Origin of the sequence: uncultured Methanobrevibacter sp., assembly GCF_902764455.1 — an archaeon.
Lineage (GTDB): Archaea > Methanobacteriota > Methanobacteria > Methanobacteriales > Methanobacteriaceae > Methanocatella.
Map to the genome: position 1 here is coordinate 1 of NZ_CACWVY010000013.1, position 21,360 is coordinate 21,360.

General features: G+C 32.2%; 24 protein-coding genes. 7 read left to right on the plus strand and 17 right to left on the minus strand.

From position 1 onward, the window contains the following. Window positions 1-587 precede the first annotated feature (587 nt). The 3 genes from QZU75_RS04475 to QZU75_RS04485 all read right to left on the minus strand — a co-directional run bounded on the left by QZU75_RS04475 (window position 588) and on the right by QZU75_RS04485 (window position 4,118). Window positions 588-1,625, minus strand: coding sequence for a TIGR01177 family methyltransferase (locus QZU75_RS04475; RefSeq protein ID WP_296881821.1), 1,038 nt, complete (start codon window positions 1,623-1,625; stop codon window positions 588-590). Window positions 1,626-1,654: 29 nt separating this feature from the next. Next, window positions 1,655-2,707: a PH domain-containing protein gene (locus QZU75_RS04480; protein ID WP_296881822.1), complete on the minus strand. Its 1,053-nt coding sequence runs from the start codon at window positions 2,705-2,707 to the stop codon at window positions 1,655-1,657. Between the two features lie 145 nt (window positions 2,708-2,852). Then, complete coding sequence (locus tag QZU75_RS04485) at window positions 2,853-4,118, minus strand: proteasome-activating nucleotidase (protein WP_394350232.1); 1,266 nt, start codon at window positions 4,116-4,118, stop codon at window positions 2,853-2,855. Window positions 4,119-4,271: 153 nt separating this feature from the next. Here QZU75_RS04485 and QZU75_RS04490 point away from each other — a divergent pair, with 153 nt between their 5' ends. After that, complete coding sequence (locus tag QZU75_RS04490) at window positions 4,272-4,769, plus strand: multiprotein bridging factor aMBF1 (RefSeq protein ID WP_296881823.1); 498 nt, start codon at window positions 4,272-4,274, stop codon at window positions 4,767-4,769. Here the strand turns inward: QZU75_RS04490 and QZU75_RS04495 are convergent, their stop codons facing one another. The 11 genes from QZU75_RS04495 to QZU75_RS04545 form a co-directional block, all read right to left on the minus strand. Next, window positions 4,770-5,201, minus strand: a complete 432-nt coding sequence (locus tag QZU75_RS04495; RefSeq protein ID WP_296881824.1) for a DUF356 domain-containing protein — start codon at window positions 5,199-5,201, stop codon at window positions 4,770-4,772. It abuts the gene before it with no gap. A 37-nt stretch (window positions 5,202-5,238) separates the two neighbouring features. After that, window positions 5,239-6,504, minus strand: a complete 1,266-nt coding sequence (locus QZU75_RS04500; RefSeq protein ID WP_296881825.1) for a hypothetical protein — start codon at window positions 6,502-6,504, stop codon at window positions 5,239-5,241. Further along, window positions 6,501-6,944 carry a hypothetical protein gene (locus tag QZU75_RS04505; protein ID WP_296881827.1) on the minus strand — a complete coding sequence of 148 codons (444 nt, stop codon included), beginning with the start codon at window positions 6,942-6,944 and terminating at the stop codon, window positions 6,501-6,503. The genes QZU75_RS04500 and QZU75_RS04505 overlap by 4 nt, the downstream gene beginning before the upstream one ends. A 77-nt stretch (window positions 6,945-7,021) precedes the next feature. Then, window positions 7,022-8,452 (minus strand): Mur ligase family protein, encoded by a 1,431-nt coding sequence (locus QZU75_RS04510; protein WP_296881829.1) that lies wholly within the window; start codon window positions 8,450-8,452, stop codon window positions 7,022-7,024. A gap of 23 nt (window positions 8,453-8,475) precedes the next feature. Then, window positions 8,476-9,558, minus strand: coding sequence for a glycosyltransferase family 4 protein (locus tag QZU75_RS04515; protein WP_296881970.1), 1,083 nt, complete (start codon window positions 9,556-9,558; stop codon window positions 8,476-8,478). A 63-nt stretch (window positions 9,559-9,621) separates the two neighbouring features. Next, window positions 9,622-10,716 (minus strand): acetyl-CoA carboxylase biotin carboxylase subunit family protein, encoded by a 1,095-nt coding sequence (locus QZU75_RS04520; RefSeq protein ID WP_296881830.1) that lies wholly within the window; start codon window positions 10,714-10,716, stop codon window positions 9,622-9,624. Further along, a complete protein-coding gene (hycI, locus tag QZU75_RS04525) occupies window positions 10,713-11,198 on the minus strand; it encodes a hydrogenase maturation peptidase HycI (protein WP_296881831.1) in 486 nt (161 codons plus the stop codon). The genes QZU75_RS04520 and hycI overlap by 4 nt, the downstream gene beginning before the upstream one ends. 5 nt (window positions 11,199-11,203) lie before the next feature. After that, a complete protein-coding gene (locus QZU75_RS04530) occupies window positions 11,204-11,977 on the minus strand; it encodes a 50S ribosomal protein L11 methyltransferase (RefSeq protein ID WP_296881832.1) in 774 nt (257 codons plus the stop codon). Between the two features lie 15 nt (window positions 11,978-11,992). Then, window positions 11,993-12,445, minus strand: a complete 453-nt coding sequence (nikR, locus tag QZU75_RS04535) for a nickel-responsive transcriptional regulator NikR (RefSeq protein WP_296881833.1) — start codon at window positions 12,443-12,445, stop codon at window positions 11,993-11,995. A 117-nt stretch (window positions 12,446-12,562) separates the two neighbouring features. After that, window positions 12,563-13,030 (minus strand): hypothetical protein, encoded by a 468-nt coding sequence (locus QZU75_RS04540; RefSeq protein ID WP_296881834.1) that lies wholly within the window; start codon window positions 13,028-13,030, stop codon window positions 12,563-12,565. 56 nt (window positions 13,031-13,086) lie between these two features. Further along, window positions 13,087-13,731: a hypothetical protein gene (locus QZU75_RS04545; RefSeq protein WP_296881836.1), complete on the minus strand. Its 645-nt coding sequence runs from the start codon at window positions 13,729-13,731 to the stop codon at window positions 13,087-13,089. A gap of 76 nt (window positions 13,732-13,807) precedes the next feature. Between QZU75_RS04545 and QZU75_RS04550 the strand changes: the two genes are divergently transcribed. The 3 genes from QZU75_RS04550 to QZU75_RS04560 all read left to right on the plus strand — a co-directional run bounded on the left by QZU75_RS04550 (window position 13,808) and on the right by QZU75_RS04560 (window position 15,781). Then, window positions 13,808-14,362 (plus strand): DUF2115 domain-containing protein, encoded by a 555-nt coding sequence (locus QZU75_RS04550; RefSeq protein WP_296881838.1) that lies wholly within the window; start codon window positions 13,808-13,810, stop codon window positions 14,360-14,362. Window positions 14,363-14,371: 9 nt separating this feature from the next. Beyond that, on the plus strand, window positions 14,372-14,899 hold the full coding sequence (locus tag QZU75_RS04555) for a TIGR00730 family Rossman fold protein (RefSeq protein ID WP_296881839.1): 528 nt from the start codon (window positions 14,372-14,374) through the stop codon (window positions 14,897-14,899). Between the two features lie 204 nt (window positions 14,900-15,103). Then, window positions 15,104-15,781: a hypothetical protein gene (locus QZU75_RS04560; protein ID WP_296881841.1), complete on the plus strand. Its 678-nt coding sequence runs from the start codon at window positions 15,104-15,106 to the stop codon at window positions 15,779-15,781. Here QZU75_RS04560 and QZU75_RS04565 read toward each other — a convergent pair. Beyond that, entirely contained in the window at window positions 15,771-16,235 is a 465-nt protein-coding gene (locus QZU75_RS04565) for a HEAT repeat domain-containing protein (protein WP_296881843.1), read from the minus strand. The genes QZU75_RS04560 and QZU75_RS04565 overlap by 11 nt on opposite strands. A 168-nt stretch (window positions 16,236-16,403) precedes the next feature. Here QZU75_RS04565 and aksF point away from each other — a divergent pair, with 168 nt between their 5' ends. Beyond that, the gene (gene aksF, locus QZU75_RS04570) at window positions 16,404-17,393 is read left to right on the plus strand and encodes a homoisocitrate dehydrogenase (protein WP_296881845.1); all 990 of its coding nucleotides are present in this window, start codon (window positions 16,404-16,406) and stop codon (window positions 17,391-17,393) included. Further along, window positions 17,394-18,863 (plus strand): class I adenylate-forming enzyme family protein, encoded by a 1,470-nt coding sequence (locus tag QZU75_RS04575; protein WP_296881847.1) that lies wholly within the window; start codon window positions 17,394-17,396, stop codon window positions 18,861-18,863. Between the two features lie 84 nt (window positions 18,864-18,947). On the opposite strand, the gene argB is transcribed toward QZU75_RS04575, so the two are convergent. Further along, on the minus strand, window positions 18,948-19,811 hold the full coding sequence (gene argB / locus QZU75_RS04580) for an acetylglutamate kinase (RefSeq protein WP_296881849.1): 864 nt from the start codon (window positions 19,809-19,811) through the stop codon (window positions 18,948-18,950). Window positions 19,812-19,911: 100 nt separating this feature from the next. Here argB and QZU75_RS04585 point away from each other — a divergent pair, with 100 nt between their 5' ends. Then, the gene (locus tag QZU75_RS04585) at window positions 19,912-20,586 is read left to right on the plus strand and encodes a reductive dehalogenase domain-containing protein (RefSeq protein WP_296881850.1); all 675 of its coding nucleotides are present in this window, start codon (window positions 19,912-19,914) and stop codon (window positions 20,584-20,586) included. A gap of 50 nt (window positions 20,587-20,636) precedes the next feature. On the opposite strand, the gene QZU75_RS04590 is transcribed toward QZU75_RS04585, so the two are convergent. Then, window positions 20,637-20,885: a hypothetical protein gene (locus QZU75_RS04590; protein ID WP_296881851.1), complete on the minus strand. Its 249-nt coding sequence runs from the start codon at window positions 20,883-20,885 to the stop codon at window positions 20,637-20,639. Between the last annotated feature and the right edge of the window lie 475 nt (window positions 20,886-21,360).

Below are 21,360 nucleotides of genomic sequence, written 5' to 3' on the forward strand. Positions count from 1 at the left end.
GGCTTAATCGAATCCCAATAGCAGTAGCATCTGCCAGGATCAAACAGAATTGAACACATAACAGAACATAATAATAAGTATTATGAAGTACGCTAAAAATATAGACGAGTATACACTAAATTTGAAACAAATTATTTGTAACTAATTCACCACATCTACAAAACCAACATCATACTCGAAAAAACTCAAGTACTCACAAATGTATAGCTACATGCGGAAAGCAGCCATCATCGTCATAATTGTTAATACAATAAAACTTAGGCCAACGCCATAAAAACATATAGCACATCTATTAGACAGACAAGTTTTAGTAACAAAGTCAATTAAAAAATATTGCAATTAATATCCAATAACAAAAATAAAATCTAACAGTATTATAATATTATATTTTAGCAAGAATATTGCCTAAATTAAATATTAATTAGATTTTATAAAATAATTAAATTAAAATTTTAACACTGTTAAAAAATTGAAATAAAAAATTATTGTAGAATAAAATAATAAAATAAGAAAGAGTAGTTAATTTCAATGAAAAATCAGCGTAACTGAAAATAACTACTATATAAATGTAACTATAAAAAAAGTAATTAGTCTAATTTTTTGCGGATTACAGAAATAATTCTTGTTAAACTTCTATGCATTTTTATTCCATATTGTTCAACAATTTCAAACCCAACTTCATCTGCAAAGGGTTTTAAGTCCACATAATGAGGACTGGCCATACAGAGGTATGCGTCATCCTTCATATTATCATAGATTGAATAGAAAAATTCCCTAAAAATATCATTTCCTTCTATATCCCCTGTTGAAGTTGAGATTCCATATGGAGGATCAGTGACAACTGCCGCCACCTTTTCATACATCTTAAGTTCACGAACATCTAAATTGAAAGTTCTATAATCAGTAATTCCATAATAATCCAGATTGATAGCAGTACCATTCTTCATTTTCCAGTAGATATCAGACCCTACAACTTTACATCCAATTAATCCTGCTTCAATCAGTATTCCTCCGGTTCCACAAAACGGATCAAGAAGCAATTGCCCTTCTGTAACCCTTGAGAGATTGACCATGCATCTTGCCAGTTTTGGACTCATTGATCCAGGATAGAAAAATGGTCTTTTATGAGGTTTAGAGTCTTGAAAATGCTTTTTATTTAATTTAATTTTTTCAACTGCTATATATACATCATTTTCAAATGCAACTAGACGAACCAAAGAATGAGGATTTCTTAGTTTAACTTTAATATCACTATAATTTTCCAATATCAGAGAACCTGCTTTTCTTTCTGTTGCAACAGTATCAATTTCAGATTTGAATCTTTTAACCCTTACAGCAAATGTTTCACTGATATAATCCTCCCAATCAATAGATGAAATGTCTTTATCCAAAGATTCAACTGTAGATTTTTTGATAATTTCATGAACTTCATGAGTATATCCCAGCCGTTTAGTTAAAATTCCATAATATTCATCAAGTTTATCTGATGGGATGTCATCTAGAACTACTAATCCTTCAGTTATAACTTTAATTTCCGCCTGAATGTTTTCACATTCCATAACTGCTTTGAGTTCAGCCTGAGGCAAAAGCGGATGTTCCTGAGATTGTATACATAATAACTGCATTAAAATACACCTAAAATATTAAAAAAAAATTATTTTTTGAATTTATCAAAATGTCTTTTTATAGCACTTTCACTAGAATCCTGTTTTTTCTCTACATGTTCAGGTTCACTTTGATTGATATTGTCTGCCCTGTCATCATAATAGGTTCTAGGTTCATAATTCTGATAGTTTTCTTCATCACTATGCGAATAATTTTCCCTTACTTCATTATAATAACTTTCATTTGAAAATGAATTTGGCTTTTCTGAATAGTCTATATCACGAGTATCATCTGTGATCTTACTTTGAGTATTTACAAAGTCTTCATCATAAGGTTCATATTCATATTTTTTATTTACTGGTTGCTGAAATGAAAATTCTTCTGGATAATATTCATATTCCCTAGGGTGATAACCATATCTATCATGATTTATAGGAGTTATTGGCTCATATTCATCATAATACTCGTCTGAGTCTCTGAATTCATTCTGATTTAAATTTTGGGCATAACCTCTGTTCTCAAGACCCCTGTTTTCAGGACCTCTATTGACATAATTTCTGGGAGGTGCCTGAAAGTTTCTACAGTTCATCATATTAGAAAAAATAATTTCTTCTACTTTGGAGGGATTGGAAATATTTTCAAGTTTCATCTGGTTATTGTCATATGCACTGAATACTGAAATTGTACCCACATTAAACATTCTTGCCAAAATGCCCTGAGATGAATCAATATCCTGAATAGTTGAGTAAGGCATATAGTTTTTCTTGGAAGATAACAATCCTGATTTGATGATAATTCGAGTATCTGTTAGAGTATATTCCTTTGAATACCATTTAAGAAGTTGCCAAATGATATATACAATAACAACAAGCATTAAAACAAAAAAGCCAACTGCAGCGTATCTTGTCAGTGGCAATTGTATTTGAGAAATTAAATAAACTTGCATTTTACCTATGAATTTGATTACAATAGGTGAAACGAAAAAAATAATAACTAATAAAACAACACCTAAAATAGCTTTCTTACAACCTAAAAACATGTTGGGTTTTGTTTTATAAAGAACTCTATCATTAGCTCTTTCATCATCATTTCCAAATAACATGATTATAATATTAAACTTACTTTTAAATAAAGTTTTACAAAAAATAGATTAAAAAATAAGCCTCAGCTCGCCCATCATTCATCACTATTCAGAGCTCATAGGGTTCATCATAGGCTTATTTTTAATTAGAAGTGAATATAAAATTTTAACCGAACATTACTCCGGCTTCAGTTTGATACAATTCCTCTTCGTGAGATTTGCTCATCACTTTGTCAACTGCATCCATGAAATCATCAACAGTGATTTTATCACGTTTGTCACGGATGGCAAACATACCTGCTTCAGTACATACCGCTTTTAAATCGGCACCTGAAAGACCATCAGTCAACTCGGCAAGCAAATCCACATCCGCCTCTTCTTCAAAGGACATATTTTTGGTGTGGATTTTAAGAATTTCTTTTCTTCCATCAATATTTGGAAGAGGAACTTCAATAAATCTGTCAAAACGACCAGGACGTAATAAAGCAGGATCCAGGATATCCGGTCTGTTGGTAGCTCCGATAATACCTATGTCTCCTCTTGATTCAAATCCGTCAAGTTCAGCAAGCAATTGCATTAAAGTTCTTTGAACTTCCCTGTCACCACTTGTTGAACTTTTAAGTCTTTTAGCTGCAACAGCATCAAGTTCATCGATAAATATAATTGCAGGAGCTTTTTCTTTTGCCAGTTCAAATACTTCACGAACAAGCCTTGCACCTTCACCAATATATTTTTTAACAAATTCTGATGCGACAATCTTAATGAAAGTAGCGTTGGTTTCATTTGCTACAGCCTTCGCAAGTAAAGTCTTACCTGTTCCAGGAGGACCATATAACAAGATACCTTTAGGAGGTTCAATACCTACTTTTTCAAAGAGTTCAGGTTCGGTCAATGGAAGTTCAACAGTTTCTTTAACTTCAATGATTTGTTCTTCCAAACCACCGATTTTATCATAGGTAATGTCAGGTTTTGTTTCAATTTCCATTCCTGAAACATTTGCATCTTTTTCTGACGGCAGAACTTCAACAATACCGAATGTCTGTTGGTTGAGTGCTACCCTTGAACCAGGAACCAATAATTTTTCATCTAAGAATTTTGAGTAATTTACAAGAAAACTAGGTCCTGTACTACTTTTAACAGTCATTCTATTATCATCTAAAACTTCAGTAATAGTAGCCAAAACTAAAGGTGGAGATCTGAATCTATCCACTTCAGAACGTAATGATTTAGTTTCTCTTTCTAATCTAATCTTTTCATTTTCTATTAGGACTTTATCCTTTTCTAATTTCCTAACTTTCCACATTAAGTTACTTTTAGCTTTGGATTTTTCTTCTCTTAAAATATCAATCTCTTCTTGAAGATATTCTACTTTTTCAATTAATTGTTCTTTTGAAGAATTTTCCAAATCGTTGAAATCATCCATGTGAATCATCTCCAGTTAGTTAATAATTTCATACATCATGTTACTTTAATAACCATTTGTAATTTTAAAGTATTTAAAGGTATTCATTTTAGGGCATACTAACAAATATTAATAAGTAATTTCATATAATATAATTAAATTAAATAAAGGAAACTGATTAATATGGAATGTGAAATTTGTGGTAAACCAGTACCAGAACATAATCCTATAAGAGCAAAAATTGAAGGATCAGTTATGATTGTTTGCAAAGAATGTTCAAAACTTGGAAAGATACAAAAAGCACCTCCAAAACCTAAATTCGTGCAACAGAAAAACAAACAAAGAAAAAATAATAGTACAACTAAAAAAAGAAATTATTCACGAAATGATGAACCTAGCGAAGAATTGGTTGAAGACTTTGACATTAAAATCAGAAGAGCTAGGGAATCAAAAGATTGGTCTCGTGAAGATTTAGGTAAAAAAATCAACGAAAGGGTTTCAGTTATTTCAAGAATTGAAACCGGAAAAATGACACCTGATATAAAATTAACTAAAAAACTAGAAAAAGCATTGAATATAAAATTGCTTGAAGAAGTGAATAATGTTGATTTAAATCAGTTTGTAAACAGTTCCTCAGGTGAACGTACCCTTGGAAACATAATGAAAATCAAAAGAAAATAGTTATTTAAGATAACTATTTAATTTTTCATTTTTAACATATCTGTTTTTTCCTTGAATTTTATAATCAATCATTCCCTCATTTGTAGCTTTGCTTGAATGATAACCTTTAAACATGCTTGCATCATCTAAGATTTTTTTCAATTGATTATAACCTTCATATTCATTACTTACAACAACAACATGAGCTGGGGGATGAATTTTTTTAACCTGCATAATGCTTAATGTAGTATCTTCTTTTACAAAAAAAGCTGTTGCAACATTAGATTTGGTTTTTAGTTTTGCATTTAATATGTTTTCCACCAGATTATCAGCAAATTTTGAATCGACTACTTTCGGTTTTGTCACTAAAGTCAAATTAGCATGCTTCTCAATATCTGTAATTGCACTAAGTAATTTTGAATTGTTTTCTCCCCTTATTAAAATTAAAGCCATTTTATCACTATATAAAAAAAATTAAAAAGGTGAAAATTCACCTATTTTGGAAAGATTTTAGTAATCTGCTTCTAAATACAACCAGTAAAATTAAAATAATACCAACTGCCGTTTGGATACTGCCCAAAATATTTAAAATATTACCATCAATAGGCAATTCCCAAGGAGGAGCTGATCTGTCTCCAGGCAATGCATTATAATAAACACCAACTGCTTTAGAACCTTGTTTTACGTTAATATCCTTAGGTTCGACATGGTCAACACCCATTAAAAGACCATTATCAATACCTCTATTGATTGAACCTGCAATAGCTGATGCATCATAACCATTTTTAGCAACTGATGCTTCAACAATTTCTTTGGTAGTGGAAGCCAATCCTGACTTGTCACTTCCATAAACCGATACACTCACTGCATTAGGACTAACCGTCAATGCATCACCTAAAGCCTGATATGCATAGATTGTTTTTAAGTTACCTCCACAAACAGGACATTTGTCGTATCCTTCAGATGCAGGATAACCGACACCCCATCCACATTCTTCACAGGATTTGGAGTATTCTTCATCCATAGGATAACCGGTTTCGTTCATGTCTCTAGGAGTAAACATATCACCAGTAGAAATACCTGAAACAAGGTTTACTCCACCCCCACCGTATTTTTCACCGGAATCATTAGCTACTTCACCCATAGCCTCTGATAAGATAGTGGTTGCAGGATAACCATCCCTAATCATTTTTCCAATGTTCATAGCAGTTTCTTTTCTAACAGAATCCGCAGTACCATACATTGGGTTTCCATCAGTATTTCTCAAGTGAATAATAGCTCCTTTCTGACCTGGCTGTAAAGTAGCTATACCACTATTATAAGGAGTAACTTTAATAGTATTAGTTGCATCTTCAACAGTGATTACATATGCATCATAAGACCCACCAATCGCTGCACCTATTTTAGGACCACCAACGACAAGACGAGCCCCATTATATGCAGAAGCAATAGATGCTGCAGATGCTGCAGATGCATTATTCTCCAAGGTAGCAACCGCTTCAACAATAGAATCCAACCTTGTATCTGAACTACCGGTACCCCCTGAGAGTACGGCAAATTGATTGTTTTTAGACATTAAAAATGTTGATTGGAACATGTTTTGTGCAAAGGACATACTCCCTGCAGCTGCACCATTAGGATCTTGACCTGTAGGGTCAGTAATAATAATAATGTTACAAGTAGCAGCGACACTGCTCATTGTCATTAAAAGTATTACCAGAAAAACTATTGATACTTTAATATTTCTAGATATCATTTACTACCCCTAGTCTTATTTTCTAATTCAACAGACGAAAAGTCCTCTATAACTGTAACGGTAACTACTCCAGTATTTTTATCAACCTGTACATCCGCAGCAGTAATAGGTGTTACAGATGTACCGGGTACCGTTGACTGTACTGCAAATTCCTGAGCCGTCTGCAGCGCATCTTGAAGCGATACCTCCCTTTTGGAAGTCTTTAATATGTCTCCATAAATTACACTACCATCCCTAAAACCGGCTTGCATTACATTTCCTCTAATTGTATCTACGGGAACAATATCATTTCCCTTAACAATAATTCCAGAAATTGGAATACCTTCATTCATCTCAGCAGAGGATGCAAAAGCCACGTAAGTGATTAAACGACCACAAAGAATCAAAATAAATGCGAGTAATAAAATAATTAATGTGTCTCTTCTAATCTTTATAAACATGTTTATATCCTCATAAGCATATTCTTCTTATTAAAGAATTATACATTTATTATATTACATTAATATGATATTTAAATTTATATAATATCATCCAAAAGTGATTCCGCAGGATCCATTCCCTGAGCACCAATCAATAATATAATGTCTTTTTCATCAGCTTTTTTATAAGTGTCAGCCAAACATTCATTTAAATTGTCATAATGGATAAATTTGATGTTGTTTTCATTTAATGTATTGAAAAATACTTCTCTTTCTTCCTCTTCAACATAATTTAAGTCATTTACTACATCATTACTTGAAGATAAAATAAGTTCAATATTGTCATCCATAGATTCAACAAGAGCCTCAACATTAAGCTGGTTGATTTCAACCCCTCTGGAACCTCTGATTGAACATACAACATATAATGTCTGATTTGGGGCAAGCAATTTTTTTGTCTCTGAAATTGTAGCCTTGATACCATCCGGATTATGTGCAAAATCATCTAAAATCAATGGAGAATCATTTAATTTTGCAAAACGTCTGTTCAAAGCTTTATAAGATTTAACACCTTCAGCAATGACATCAGTGTCCAAACCTAAAGAGATTGCTGCACCGACCGCAGATAAAATATTCTGTATAAAATGAGCACTTTTAAACGGCAGTTCATCATTAGTTAAAATTACTTCATCTCTATATACAATATCACTGCCGTTAAAGTAAACGGAATTTTCCTCGTCAATTTCAGACATTGATGTATAAAACGGATTTTTTGCATCAAGTTTCATTACCAGTTCATCATCATGATTTAATATGCAAACACCATCACCGATAGCTTCAGGAACCGCTGCAATTTCATCAAATACTTCTTCAATTGAATTTACAAGACCGATATGGTCCATGGCAATATTTGTTATTACTCCTACTTTAGGGTTTACTGCTTCACTCATTAATGCAGCATGATTTTTCATCAGGTTTCCAAGCCATCCCTGAACTTCAGATATTTCAATTACCAAATAGTCAAGTTCTCCATTTTTTATGACTTCATCTGAAATCAATTTGGACACCATCGGATCAATAAGTGTATTGAATTCTGATTCACTATCCGTATTGGTAAGCACACGATAGCCGGCAGTTTCCAATATATGATAAATTAAATGAGAAGTAGTTGATTTTCCGTTTGTTCCGGTAATCACCACATTGGTTGATTTAGGAGAATACTTTTCTATTGTATGTGAAAGTGCATAGGCATTTGCAAGTTCAATATTATCAGTAATGATTAATGGGAAATTTAATTTTTCCGCCATCTGACAGGCATCATCCTTAGGAGTCTGAGTAATTAAACATGCAATATTTTTCTGGAAAGCCATTTGAATACCCACTGCATTAATCCAGTGCCTTATTACAATATCTCCAGTATGAGCATCATTTAAAAATGTAAATTTTCCAGTAAATCCATCAATAGAAAAAAAATCATCATTTCCTATAAGTTTTCCATTAATATCCCTAGCCAAATCTTGAATATCCATAAAATCACCATAAAAAAATAAAATTAAAATAAGTACATCTTAGCCAAGATGCCGATAACACATAATAAAAATGTAGCTCCCCAGTAAGTCAAAATAATTTTTACTTCAGACATGCCGTAATGATTTAAAGTGTGATGTAAAGGCTCTACAGGCAATTTAATGATGTGTGCCCTGTGAAGCAAACTGACTATGACTGAAACAATAGGGACGCCTAAAGCAAAAACACCGAAGTAAGGAATATCACATACCATAACTGCAGCAGCATAACCTGTTCCTAAAACAAATGACCCAGTATCTCCCATAAATATTGAGGCAGGATACTTGTTAAATACTAAAAATCCTAAACATAAACCTGACAAGATTAAAAATGGCGGAATAATTGTTGCAGGACCAAATAAATATCCATATACACAACATGCAATTGAAGCAATACCCACTATACCCGCTGCTAGACCATCCATACCATCAATTAAGTTGACTGAATTGATTGATCCTAAAACACCAATTATAACAACAGGAATAGCAAAAATACCCAATTCAAAACCGCCCAGAGTAGTTATTGCTCCAGTTAATGCCAAACATAATCCTAAAACGATTTGACATACGATTTTTTCAAGCTCTTCAGGTTCTGTTTTGATCGGAACCTCTCCAATAACTTCCACTTTACCTTGTTTAAGCAAGTCTTCAACTTCTGCTTTTGCTTTTGGGGTGGCAACACGAACTTCCTCGTTAGGTTGTACATCTAACCTACCAAGAGTAATTACTTCATCAGAAACATTAACAACAAGCTTTTGAACCTCTTTAACTTTTAAACCAATTAAATCATCCACTAAACCAACAATACCTCCTGTAAGCATAATAAATGACACTATTAGTATAGGAGTATTCTGATAGTATAATGCAATGATAAAAGAAATTGTGAATAAGAATGCAATACCGCCCATAGTAGGAGTACCGCTCTTATGTCTATGTTCACTAACTATAGGATTATCAGCAATCCTTGCTTGAATCAATATTCTTTTTACATACCAAGTGAAGAATACTGTAGCAATAAATGTTGCTAAAAAAAGCATTAAAAAATCCGTATTAATCATATTACCCCACATAAAATATTCTAACATTAGACTATTTGTAAATAATAGTATATAATTATAACTTATAACGGATTTTTATGTTAATTTATTTACTAAATCTTCAAGCTCTTTTTTAGAATTTGCTCTTGCAGTAACTCTTTGATATCCTTCAGGACCATGAACAACAAAATCATTGTACTCAAAAGATTTTACAGGTTCATTAGGAGACGGACCGCAATAATTGCCAATTGGAATCTCAGTTGAATAATAATATTCAAGTTTGTCTGAAATATCAGCCAAACTAAATTCCCCAATTGCCATGTTAATTAATTCACATAATGAGTTAACACCGCAGGTAGCGGTTGTTAGATATCTTGTACCGTTTGGACGTGTGTTGACTTCAATTGCATATAACTGATCATTTTCAGGAGAGTACATGAAATCCATTTCAAAAATACCATCTGAATTCAAGTTTTTAGCTACATTATATGCAGTATGCTGAACCAGATTATTGTCAAGGCCTTCGACCATACAAGGACCTGTTTTAACTTTATTTAAAGGATGTGTGCCTTCAATTGTTGTTTCACCCTTATAGATTGGAGGAAGAGCAACAAATTCACCATTAAAACCCAATACTTCTATTGAAATTTCAGACCCTTCAATGAATTCTTCACAAAGCGCATAATCAAACTCTTTAAAGTAATCTTCAACGTCTTCCATTGACATTGCAACTTTAATGTCTTTTCCACCCTGACCCTGACCCTGCTTTAAGACCACAGGAAATTCCAAGGTCAATTCATCGGGACTGTTTAAAATTTGATAATTTGGAGTCACAACACCAATTTCATTGTAAAACTCTTTAGTTTTAATTTTATCAGATGTTAGTTCTACTGCCCTTACATCTGCGGCTATTACAGGAATCCCATGTTCTTTCTCAACTTCCTCTTTCATATATGCAACATCAATTAACGGAGGGTCAATACCTATCAGAGGCACAATTGCATCAACATTCTGCATCAATGCAACCTGTTTTGGACCATCCATTCCACGAGGAACAATAAATACCTGATCAGGTAAATCCAGATTAATAGCTTCCTCATTAGATTCAGTTAGAACACTTTCTATGCCTTTCTCTTTGACATACCAGTCAATATCATCATATAATCTTGAGCCAATAAATAAAATTTTCATAATATAATTCCTTTTAACGTATTTATAAATTCATTAGCAGCATTTTCAACATTTTGTGTTGGTTTATCTGCATAATCCATTGATTTCGGTTCAATTCCAACAAAAATAATACTAATTTCAGTATCCTTTTCCAAGTATCTTACAAAAAATGATAAGGACATTGAATGAGTTGAAATTCCGATATCTGCAAAATCCTTTTTATTAACAATCTTCATATCACCAGGTTTGCCATCCATCAAACATGCATCAACGATGATTAAATGAGAAGGATTTTCCTTTCTGATTTTGCCTGTAAAATTTTCAGGGACTGTTTTTGCATCAATAAAGAGCAGTTTTTCATTGTCTTCAATGTTTTCATCTTTCAATTTTTTAATTATATAAGGACCTACGCCATCATCACATTTAAGCTCATTACCTACTCCCAATATGATTAATTTTTCAAAATCATCTAAGAAAGTTTTTAATTGAGATTCAAAAGACAATCATTTCACCTCTTTATTAATTCAGTTTGAATACTCTCAATCCCATTTCCCATAATATATTTTAGTTTTACATTAATAAAGTCATTTGCTTTTACAGAAGCTTCTTCCAACGGGATTAGCAAAGGTGGATTTAACATTGGTGTAGGACCACATATCAAATTATCGTTAAGTTTTGTGAATGTGGTTATTTTTACTCCATTGACTCTTCCATCCTTTTTAACTTCAAAACAGATTTCTGATTCAAAATTAGGATTTATATCCTCTAAAAAATCAAATTCAGAATAGATTATAGAATTAGACAACACATCATATTTTGCCTGCTCGTCCCAGTGAATATATTCCCTCTGCATATCAACAAGCTCGGCAGAGTTGATAATTCCCCGAGGAATTATTTTACCGTCCTCTTTAAGGAATTTTTTGGCATGATTTAAGACTGGAACCTCTTCCTCATCAATTAAAGCTGTGTCCATCATCTCACAAACAATTAAATCTGCTTTTCTATCCGAATCATATACCAAAACATCACTATTGACTACATGGATACTGTTAAAATCAGATAAATTTTCCTTTGCACATTCAAATGTGCTCTTTTCAATTTCAATAGCTATGATTTCTTTAAAATAACCACTTAAAAAATAAGATAAAACTCCACTACCACAGCCCAAGTCATATGCCAAATCATTTTTTCCTTCATATTCTTTAATAGCTTGTAAAAATCCAGATAACCTATCGGAATCCTTCAATAAATCAAAATGATAGGGAGTAGTTTTGAATTTCATGACAAAGCAAAAGGATTAATGATGGTGGTGAGTGTGGTCATGGCTATGACCAGGTTCATTAAAATCTTCCCCATTTGCAGTACTGGTAAGTTTTACATGTTCAACACCTTTAAGTCTCATGATTCTTTCGGTTAAATCACGAATCTCAGCAATATCCCCGTTTACAACTACAATTTCCATACAATATTTATCGGTCATATGAATGTGCATACTTGTGTTGATTTCATTTCTGAAACTGTGTTGAATTTCTGCAAGGTTTTCCATAACTCCAGTATAATGATGATCATAGATAATTGTTATAATACCAATTCTTTGACCTTCCATGGAATTCATCCATTGGTATCTTACAATATAATCTTGAAGTGCATCACGAATTCCTTTTGAACGTGACTGATAACCCCTTTCTTTTAATACTTCATCAAAATCAGCCAATAATTTTTTTGGTAAAGACATACTAATTCTCATCATAAAAAACACATCTACTTTAACATTTATTAATACCTATTATATTTTATAAAATATATAAATGTTATGATTAATTAGAAAAAAAATATTACTAACTTAATAGAAAAATCTAAAAAAATATTAATCAACTAAAAGATAGTATTCGCCATCATTTTTAGTAATATGTTTTAGAAGACCCTTATTCTGCAGGGAAAGAATGATATGATACATTCTAAAATTAGTCAACTTTAAATCCCCATACAACAAATGACCTTCTAAAGTATATTTGGAAATAAGATTCTTATCATCAGCCAACTCTTTAATAAGATTATAGGATTCTTTTTCCTTCATGTTTAATTCTAATTCTTCAACATCCTTTTTAGAATTAACAGTGTTAATTTCTTTTTCATGCTCAGATAAACTAGCTTTGTTATCTTTAAATACAACCAAATCTTTAACCTGGAGCTCCTCTAAAATCTCTACCAAATCATATTCATGAAATCCAAGCTCTTTTCTTAAAACAGAAATAGGAATACCCTCAGGATATTCAATATTGAATATTTTTATCTGGTCTAGAACAACTTCTTCTTTTTTAGTAATGGTAATCATATAATCATTGAGTCAGTTAATTAATAATATCTTATGTTTTGATATTACTTAAACATTTAGGTTAACTGCATTTCATTTTCCAATGCTTTTGCTTCTTGCCTGTTTTTTTCTGCATTCTCTTCAGGAGTCAAATCATAAGGCCTTGTAAAGAATAAATCAATATCATTTACCACCTGACAAATTGACATATGCAATAACTCTTTAAGAGCCAAACTCTTTTGCACCCTATTCAATGAGTCATCAGAATAAATTCTATCGTGGTCCTCTTTATAATCTCTGCGAATCTTTTCAGGATCCAAATCAACTTGAAGTTTGTCTTCCTCATATTCTTCAGTTAAAACTAAAAAATTAATCAATTCCTCTTTTTCATCTGAAAAATCATTTTCTTCATCTGCAATCACTTCATGGAAATATTGATAAACAGATTGGAAAACATCTCTTGAAACATTTCCTCCAATGATATTGTCAATGAATAATTCAAAAGAATTGGATATATAATATTTGCCGTTTTCCTCTTTAGTTTTAAAGACAAGTTCGTTTTCCACATTAGCAACATATTGAATAATAACAATATCCTGACCTTTTTCAAAGGTATTAATATTAAAATTTGTATTATTTAATTTGTAATCTGCATTGACTTTTAAAGCATTTGCAACATTTTCAATTTCTTCTTTTGAAATTTCCATATATTCTTCAACCATATTTTTTCCCCATTATTTGTTTATATTTTTTTAATAATTAAAAGTATTTATTTATTAATATTATAATAATAAAATCATGGAAAGTGAAGACATTTTAATCGAACTTAAAGAATTGTCCGCAAATGATGAAATTACCAAAGAGGAACTGATGACAATTCTAAAAAAATATGCCAGCATCATATCAGTATACGATTTAATGATGGCTACAGCTTACATGAGAAAAGACGGAGAGTATATTCAAGCACAATACCGTGAAAAATACTTAGAAATCTATATAAAATATTTTATTATGCGTATGAAAGAAGTTCTTGAAAATGAAAGTTATAACAAGGACATCACAATTGATAAAGAAAGATATGACAACTCATTCTACCTGCTTGAGAGAACCTTTGAAAATGAAAGGATATCAAACTCAAAAGATGATAAATTTCCACTGATTTATGTTATTACATCAGTGTATACAACATTCATTTTAGAAGAGCCAATTCACCCGGTAGGTAGTGAATTTCCGGGAAATTTAAAAGTAGAAAATAGAAATGGGCAATTTTTATGTCCTGTAAAAGATAATCAGAAAGATAATGTAAATGCAATTTGCCATTTATGTCTTGCAGAGCAGACACCAGATATTTAGGAGATTAAAATGAACATTTGTCTTTACGGATCAGGAAGTCGAAGAATCGATGAAATTTATACAGATAAAGCATATGAATTAGGCTGTGCTATTGCTAAAAAAGGCCATACACTTGTTTTCGGAGGAGGCGATACCGGAATGATGGGAGCATGTGCCCATGGAGTCCATGACAATAACGGAAGGTCCCTAGGTATCGCACCACAATGGATTGGAGATTTTGAACCCTTGTGCGAGAATTGCAGTGACTTTATTTATGTCGATTCAATGGATGAGAGAAAAAAGGAATTTGAAAAACATTCTGATGCATTCATAATATCCCCAGGAGGAATAGGGACATTAGATGAATTTTTTGAAATAATTACTCTTAAAAAATTAAAACAGCACAATAAGGAAATTATAGTTTTCAATATTGATGGCTTTTTTGATAAAATGTTTGAAATGATTGATGAAATGGATAAAAAAGGATTTTTATATAAACAAGAGGAAATATTTAAAATAGCTAACAGTATTGATGAAATATTTCAATGCCTAAAGTAATAACAAGACATTATGGAAAATCTCAAAGAGAAGTATAATCCTCTTAATTGAGAACGGAGGCTGACTGGTACTTAATAGTTTGTTCGAATTATGTGCGGAAACATAGTACTTTGATGATATATTCCCTTTCATACTGTTTAGGTATTGTCAATACAATTAAATAAAATAATAAAAGAAAATTTAAGAAAACAAAATGGGATGCAAATGATTAGTGACAGCGAAGTATTAAAAATAGCTCAGAAATTAGAAAATGCAAATAATATTGACATTAAAAAAACCATTGAAAAAGCCACTACAGCAGGATATCTTGGTGAAAAACATTTTTATTGTACAGTTATTGAAGATGGAGGTCTGACACATCCCGTTCCGGAAATTTTCGGGGATATAAATAAATCAATGCCTCTTGACAACTTATACTTTGACATCATATCAAAAGCTCTCGACCATGATGGAATCTATATATCACTGGGTTATTGCACATTAAATATAATGATTCCAGATGAAGAATGTGATGAAATAATAGAATATGATGATTACGATTTGGATGAAGATGAATATGAATATAAGATTGAATATGCTCTGATTACTGCAGATAGTCTTAAAAAATTCAGAGTTTATGCTGAAGAGGGTATTGCCGCACCTGAACGAACACAGGATGTAGGACTTATGATTAACATTTTTGATGGAAATTATAAAGCTTATTTTGCACTCAGGTCTACTGATCAGTGCATGTCAAGCTTTAGAGTGCTTCCTTTTAGTACCGACTATCAAAAAGAGCACCCATTATCCCTTAAAAATCCGATAAATAAAATTTTAATAGAAATGATTGATAAAACAATTGTTTTAAAAAAAAGAAGATTAAGAAATAAATCTATTTCTTAATTGAGTTTAATGCACTTTGTGCACCTTGTCTTACAAAGCCACTTTCATCATCAAGTAATTTTTCAAGAGCAGGAATGGCTTTTTCATCACCTATGTTACCAAGTGCCCATGCAGCAGCTCCTCTTACTCTCCAATCTTCATCATCTAAAGTTTCAATTAAAGGATCAACAGCAGGTTGGCCCATACGTGACAGTGCTGTAGAAGCTTCCCTTCTAACCAATTTGTTATTGTCTTTTAATGTATCAATTAAAGCAGGAATAGCTTTTGGATCATTAATAGCACCTAATAAAGTAGCAGCATTTAATCTGATTTGTTTTTTCCTACTGGATAAAGCATCTATTAAAGGGCCTACTGCTTCATCTGCTCTTAATTCTAATTCTCCAACAGCATCTTCAACAACAAATTCATCTTTGTCATTTAACAATTCAATTAATTCATCGATACTTCTTTCCATTTAAATCCCTCTTTTATAAAGAAATGGTATTTAACTACTTTTTACTATGTAATTACTATGATTTATATTTACATAGTATAAAAGTATTTCGATAGTATACGAACAAAATTAAAAATAAATAATATGACACAAATATTAATATACAAATAAATTTTTTTAAGTGAAATAATGTATAATATTGCAATCATTAGTGGAGACGGAATCGGTCATGAAGTAATGAATGCCTGCGAGTTTTTACTTGACAAACTCGACTTGGATTTTAGTTTTGAATATGGTGAAGCGGGTTTTGACTGTTATAATAAAAATGGAGTAACATTACCTGAAGAAACAATAAAAATAGCAAAAAAAAGTGATGCAGTATTGTTTGGAGCATCAACATCAACTCCAGGACAACCCAGCCCAATTATAAATTTAAGACAAGCATTGAATGTATATGCAAACATCAGACCAATAAAGTCATATAAAGGAGTTAACTGCATTCGAGATGACATTGACTTTGTAATAGTTAGAGAAAACACTGAAGGACTTTATTCACAAATTGAATACGGAAATTGTGAAAAAATGATGGCTGAAAGAGTCATTACTCGAAAAGCTTCTGAGAGAATTTCAAAAGCAGCATTTAACTTATGTATCAAAAGAGGACAAAGCAAAGTCACATGCGTTCACAAAAGCAATGTCTTAAAAAAGACCGACGGCGTTTTCAAAGAAAGCTTTTATAAGATAGCTAAGGAATATCCTCAAATTAAAACTGAGGATTATTACGTTGATGCAATGGCAATGTATTTAATCACACAACCTCAAAACTTTGATGTTATTGTTTCAACTAACCTGTTTGGAGACATCATATCTGATGAAAGTGCAGGTTTGGTAGGTGGACTTGGTCTAGCACCATCCGGAAACATAGGAGATCACAACGGATTATTTGAGCCAGTTCATGGTTCCGCACCAGATATTGCGGGAAAGAACATTGCAAACCCATGTTCCATGATTTTATCCGCATCAATGATGCTTGATTATTTAGGAGAATGGGAAATATCCAACGACATTAAGAAAAGTGTTGAAAAGGTAATAGCCGATTGCAAAATTAGAACTCCTGACCTTGGAGGAGACGCATGTACAATGGATGTGGCAAAAGCTATTGTTAAGGAGTTAATTTAAATGTTAAACATTACTACTTTTTTAGATGCAAATTCAAAAAGATTAGATAAAAATGTATTATACAACCCGACAACCGACCATAAATATAATTCAGGCGAAATATTATCAATTGTTTCAAAAATAGGGCGAGATTTAAAAGAATTAAAAATCAAAAAAGGAGATAGAGTTTTAATTTATTTAGCAAACTCTGAAGAATACCTGTTTTCACTTTTTGCAATCTGGAGAATAGGAGCAATCGCCATTCCAACAAACAGAGTTTTTACCGCTTCCGAACTTGAATACATTGTTAGCGACTCACAAGCAAAATTAATGATTACTGACAGTGAAGCCCAAAATATTATTGACATTGACACATACATTCCCCCAAACATTATCGAATTTAAGGATTGTGAAGTTTTAGATGCGGAATCAACTGATTGGGACGATTTATGCCAACTCCAGTACACCTCAGGAACAACAGGTAAACCTAAAGGTGCAATGTTAACTCATGGAAATTATTTCACAGCAATCCATAATGAATGTGATGTTTTAACTTTTAAACAGGACGATGTATTTTTAGGAATCTATCCGATGGCACATGTAGGTTTGTCCTGGGCGATTTCTGCCCTAAGAGCTGCAGCTTACTATATTATGATGGAACAGTTCAATCTTGATAAATATCTTAAACTATGTGAAAATGAAAAAGTTACAGTTTTAAGTGGAATGCCTCCAGTAATACACTCACTGACCACAATGGATGCAAGAAAACATCTAAAAACCGTGCGCGAAATAATATCCGGTGGAGGGCCGCTTCATAAAAAAATATGGAAAGATTTCCACCAGACATATCAGATACCTATCATTAACGCTTATGGCTTGTCAGAGTCCATTGTAATTGGAACCGGAACAGTTATCAGACCAGAAGATTACTGGGAAGCAGACAGATTTGAAAGTGTAGGCCATCCTGTTTGTTTTTCAGAAGTCAAAATTGTTGATGAAAGGGATTCCTCAAAAACCCTGCCTCAATATGAACAGGGCGAAATTGCACTTAGAGGACCAGCTATTGCAAAAGGTTATTGGGGCAATGAAGAAAAAACAAAGGCATCCTTTTTGGATGACGGATGGTTTTTAACAGGAGACGTCGGATATCTTGATGAGGATAATCGTTTATTTATTACTGACCGTAAAAAAGACATGATTGTAATGAGCGGATGGAAAATTTATCCAACAGAAGTTGAAGAGGTCCTGATAAAATATCCTGAAGTTAAGGAAATAGCTATTTTCAGTATTAATGATTGTCACAGGGGAGAAATTCCTGTTGCAGCAGTAGTTTGGGAAAATAATGCTGATGAGGAGGGTTTGATTGAATTTGCCCGTGAAAACCTATCCAGATATAAGGTTCCAAGAAAAATATTTGCTCTCGATGAACTTCCAAGAGTAAACGGCTGGAAATTACTTAGAAGAGAATTAAGGCAAATGTTTAAAAATTAAAAAAAAGTTTTAAAATAATATGATAAAATCAAATGATTCTATGCATTATATTTTAAAAGTTCTAAAAAAGATTAATGTATATTCTTATTTGCAAATCATAGTTCCGATGCCTTCAGTTGTGAAGATTTCTAAAAGTAAAGAGTGCTTTTTACGTCCGTCAATAATATGGCATGATTCAACACCATTTTCAATAGCACCAACACAGGTTTCTATTTTTGGAATCATTCCTCCAGTGATAATTCCTTCTTCAATTAACTTTGGAACTTCATCAACATGGATTTCTTGAATTAATGAAGACGGATCGCTAGGGTCTCTTAAAACACCCGGAACATCAGTTAAAATAATGAATTTTTCAGCGCCAATTGCAGATGCAATTTCACCTGCTGCAGTATCAGCATTTAAGTTTAAACTTGTTCCGTCTTTTGCAATACCAACTGGAGATATTACTGGAATATACTCATTTTCTATAAACATTTCAAGTAAATCAGTATTTATACAGTCAACTTCTCCGACAAGACCCAAATCAACAAGTTCCTCATCTATTTTACTTGCCTCTTTTTTATGTGCAAAAATTAAACTTGAGTCTTTACCTGATACACTAATAGCATCGCCATCATGTTTAATGAGTTCTGATACGATTTCAGTTGAAATTTTACCAACTAAAACCATTTCAATAATTTCCATAGTCTCTTCATCAGTAACTCTTAAACCTTTAATGAATTTTGATTCTTTACCAAGTTTTTCCATTGATCTGGAGATTTCCGGACCACCACCATGCACAATGAGAGGTTTCATTCCAACATATTTTAATAAAACTGTATCACGAGCTGTTGATGATTTTGCTTCATCATCCACCATCGCATGTCCACCATACTTAATTAATATTTTTTTATCATGAAACTTTTTAATATAAGGTAAAGCTTCAATCAATACATCTATATCTTTCATCGAATCACTACTTTTAATATTACATTTAATTATTAATAAGTGTTAAAGTTAAAAATTAATTATCGCACTATTTATATATTTCTAAAATATAACCATTATCATGTCTGAAATGAATGAACTTAAAGAATACCTGTTGGATTTGGGTGCAAGCAAAGTTGGTTTTGCAGACGTTAACGGCCTTGCAAGTGAATTTATTGATTATCCCAATGGAATAAGTCTTGTTTTAAAAATTCCCAAAGAAACTATACATTTAGTAAAAGAAGAGGAATATGAAGAGTACTGGAAAGCTTTTCATAGAGAAATTGGAAAATTGACTAAAATATCCCGCAAAGGGGAACGATACATAAAAAATCTTGGATATAATGCATTTGCACTGACAATGAAACGAAATGAATGCGATATGGAAAAACTGTTAAGCATTCTTCCATATAAAACAATAGCTACCAAATCAGGGCTTGGATGGATTGGGCGGTCAGCATTATTTGTAACACCAGAATATGGGTCTGCCGTTGCACTTGGAGGTATCCTTACTGATATGCCATTAGATTTTGGAAAACCTGTTACAGATTCCCAATGTGAAGACTGTACAAACTGTCAGGAGGCGTGTCCCGTTGATGCAATTAATCCCCAAAAATGGAATGACAGACTAAATCGTGAAGACATTATTGACATTCAGACATGCGGAGAATACATTATAGACCAGTACAAAAACGGTTTGGGCTGTACAAAATGCATGAGTGAATGCAGACTCACCCAGGATTATCTGAATCGTTGAAAATTTACAATCAATAATTTAAAAAAAGTAAAAAAGGAGTTGAAAAACCCCTATAATCCGCATTTGAATTTGAATCTGTATTCTTGGTTAACAATTTCCATTCCGATGAATGAACCTTTTAATATGTCTGCAACTTTTTGCAAGTCTTCAGCAGTTATAGCTTTACCGTTTGCCAATGGTGAGAAAAAGGTAATCTCATCATCAGTTATTAGGTAGTTTAAAAGTTTGGTGTTTTCTTTTTGGTATTTTTCGACAATTGCTAAGATTTCTTCTTCAACATTTTTATCCAATTTTGCCATAATATCACCTTTAATCTTGAACTACCTCAACTTGTAGAAGTTGAGGATTCTTACTTCACGGGCTGTATACTCTAATGAGTATAGAATTACCGTGCTATCCCCCTCGTTGCGAAGGTTCAGGCAATTTTATACGTGTTAATGTTTACTTTTTTATCGTTGAAAAAAAATTTTTATTAACCCTTTGTCATTGCCATTTATTAGTTTTATATTAAGACTATTTAAATTCATCAGAGAGCATTTGATAACTAATCTCCATTTGTGCAATTCATCCATGACTTATAGAAGTCATGGTATTCTCGCATTATTTAGATAATTAAATTATATCCTATTTAAAGTTTTACTTACCATTTGGAAACCAGTCAATATGAGATTAGATGAAAGTGAAAATTATCATTCAAAAAAAAAATAGTCGTTTAAATTATTAAATTAACATGAAATAACTGATGAGAAAACAATTAGACTAATAAATAACAGA

Coding starts and splice junctions, on each gene's coding strand:
- QZU75_RS04475 (WP_296881821.1), bottom strand. CDS start 1,625: ATGCAGTTATTATGTATACAATCTCAGGAACATCCGCTTTTGCCTCAG.
- QZU75_RS04480 (WP_296881822.1), bottom strand. CDS start 2,707: ATGTTATTTGGAAATGATGATGAAAGAGCTAATGATAGAGTTCTTTAT.
- QZU75_RS04485 (WP_394350232.1), bottom strand. CDS start 4,118: ATGATTCACATGGATGATTTCAACGATTTGGAAAATTCTTCAAAAGAA.
- QZU75_RS04490 (WP_296881823.1), top strand. CDS start 4,272: ATGGAATGTGAAATTTGTGGTAAACCAGTACCAGAACATAATCCTATA.
- QZU75_RS04495 (WP_296881824.1), bottom strand. CDS start 5,201: ATGGCTTTAATTTTAATAAGGGGAGAAAACAATTCAAAATTACTTAGT.
- QZU75_RS04500 (WP_296881825.1), bottom strand. CDS start 6,504: ATGATATCTAGAAATATTAAAGTATCAATAGTTTTTCTGGTAATACTT.
- QZU75_RS04505 (WP_296881827.1), bottom strand. CDS start 6,944: ATGTTTATAAAGATTAGAAGAGACACATTAATTATTTTATTACTCGCA.
- QZU75_RS04510 (WP_296881829.1), bottom strand. CDS start 8,452: ATGGATATTCAAGATTTGGCTAGGGATATTAATGGAAAACTTATAGGA.
- QZU75_RS04515 (WP_296881970.1), bottom strand. CDS start 9,558: ATGTGGGGTAATATGATTAATACGGATTTTTTAATGCTTTTTTTAGCA.
- QZU75_RS04520 (WP_296881830.1), bottom strand. CDS start 10,716: ATGAAAATTTTATTTATTGGCTCAAGATTATATGATGATATTGACTGG.
- QZU75_RS04530 (WP_296881832.1), bottom strand. CDS start 11,977: ATGAAATTCAAAACTACTCCCTATCATTTTGATTTATTGAAGGATTCC.
- nikR (WP_296881833.1), bottom strand. CDS start 12,445: ATGATGAGAATTAGTATGTCTTTACCAAAAAAATTATTGGCTGATTTT.
- QZU75_RS04540 (WP_296881834.1), bottom strand. CDS start 13,030: ATGATTACCATTACTAAAAAAGAAGAAGTTGTTCTAGACCAGATAAAA.
- QZU75_RS04545 (WP_296881836.1), bottom strand. CDS start 13,731: ATGGTTGAAGAATATATGGAAATTTCAAAAGAAGAAATTGAAAATGTT.
- QZU75_RS04550 (WP_296881838.1), top strand. CDS start 13,808: ATGGAAAGTGAAGACATTTTAATCGAACTTAAAGAATTGTCCGCAAAT.
- QZU75_RS04555 (WP_296881839.1), top strand. CDS start 14,372: ATGAACATTTGTCTTTACGGATCAGGAAGTCGAAGAATCGATGAAATT.
- QZU75_RS04560 (WP_296881841.1), top strand. CDS start 15,104: ATGATTAGTGACAGCGAAGTATTAAAAATAGCTCAGAAATTAGAAAAT.
- QZU75_RS04565 (WP_296881843.1), bottom strand. CDS start 16,235: ATGGAAAGAAGTATCGATGAATTAATTGAATTGTTAAATGACAAAGAT.
- aksF (WP_296881845.1), top strand. CDS start 16,404: ATGTATAATATTGCAATCATTAGTGGAGACGGAATCGGTCATGAAGTA.
- QZU75_RS04575 (WP_296881847.1), top strand. CDS start 17,394: ATGTTAAACATTACTACTTTTTTAGATGCAAATTCAAAAAGATTAGAT.
- argB (WP_296881849.1), bottom strand. CDS start 19,811: ATGAAAGATATAGATGTATTGATTGAAGCTTTACCTTATATTAAAAAG.
- QZU75_RS04585 (WP_296881850.1), top strand. CDS start 19,912: ATGTCTGAAATGAATGAACTTAAAGAATACCTGTTGGATTTGGGTGCA.
- QZU75_RS04590 (WP_296881851.1), bottom strand. CDS start 20,885: ATGGCAAAATTGGATAAAAATGTTGAAGAAGAAATCTTAGCAATTGTC.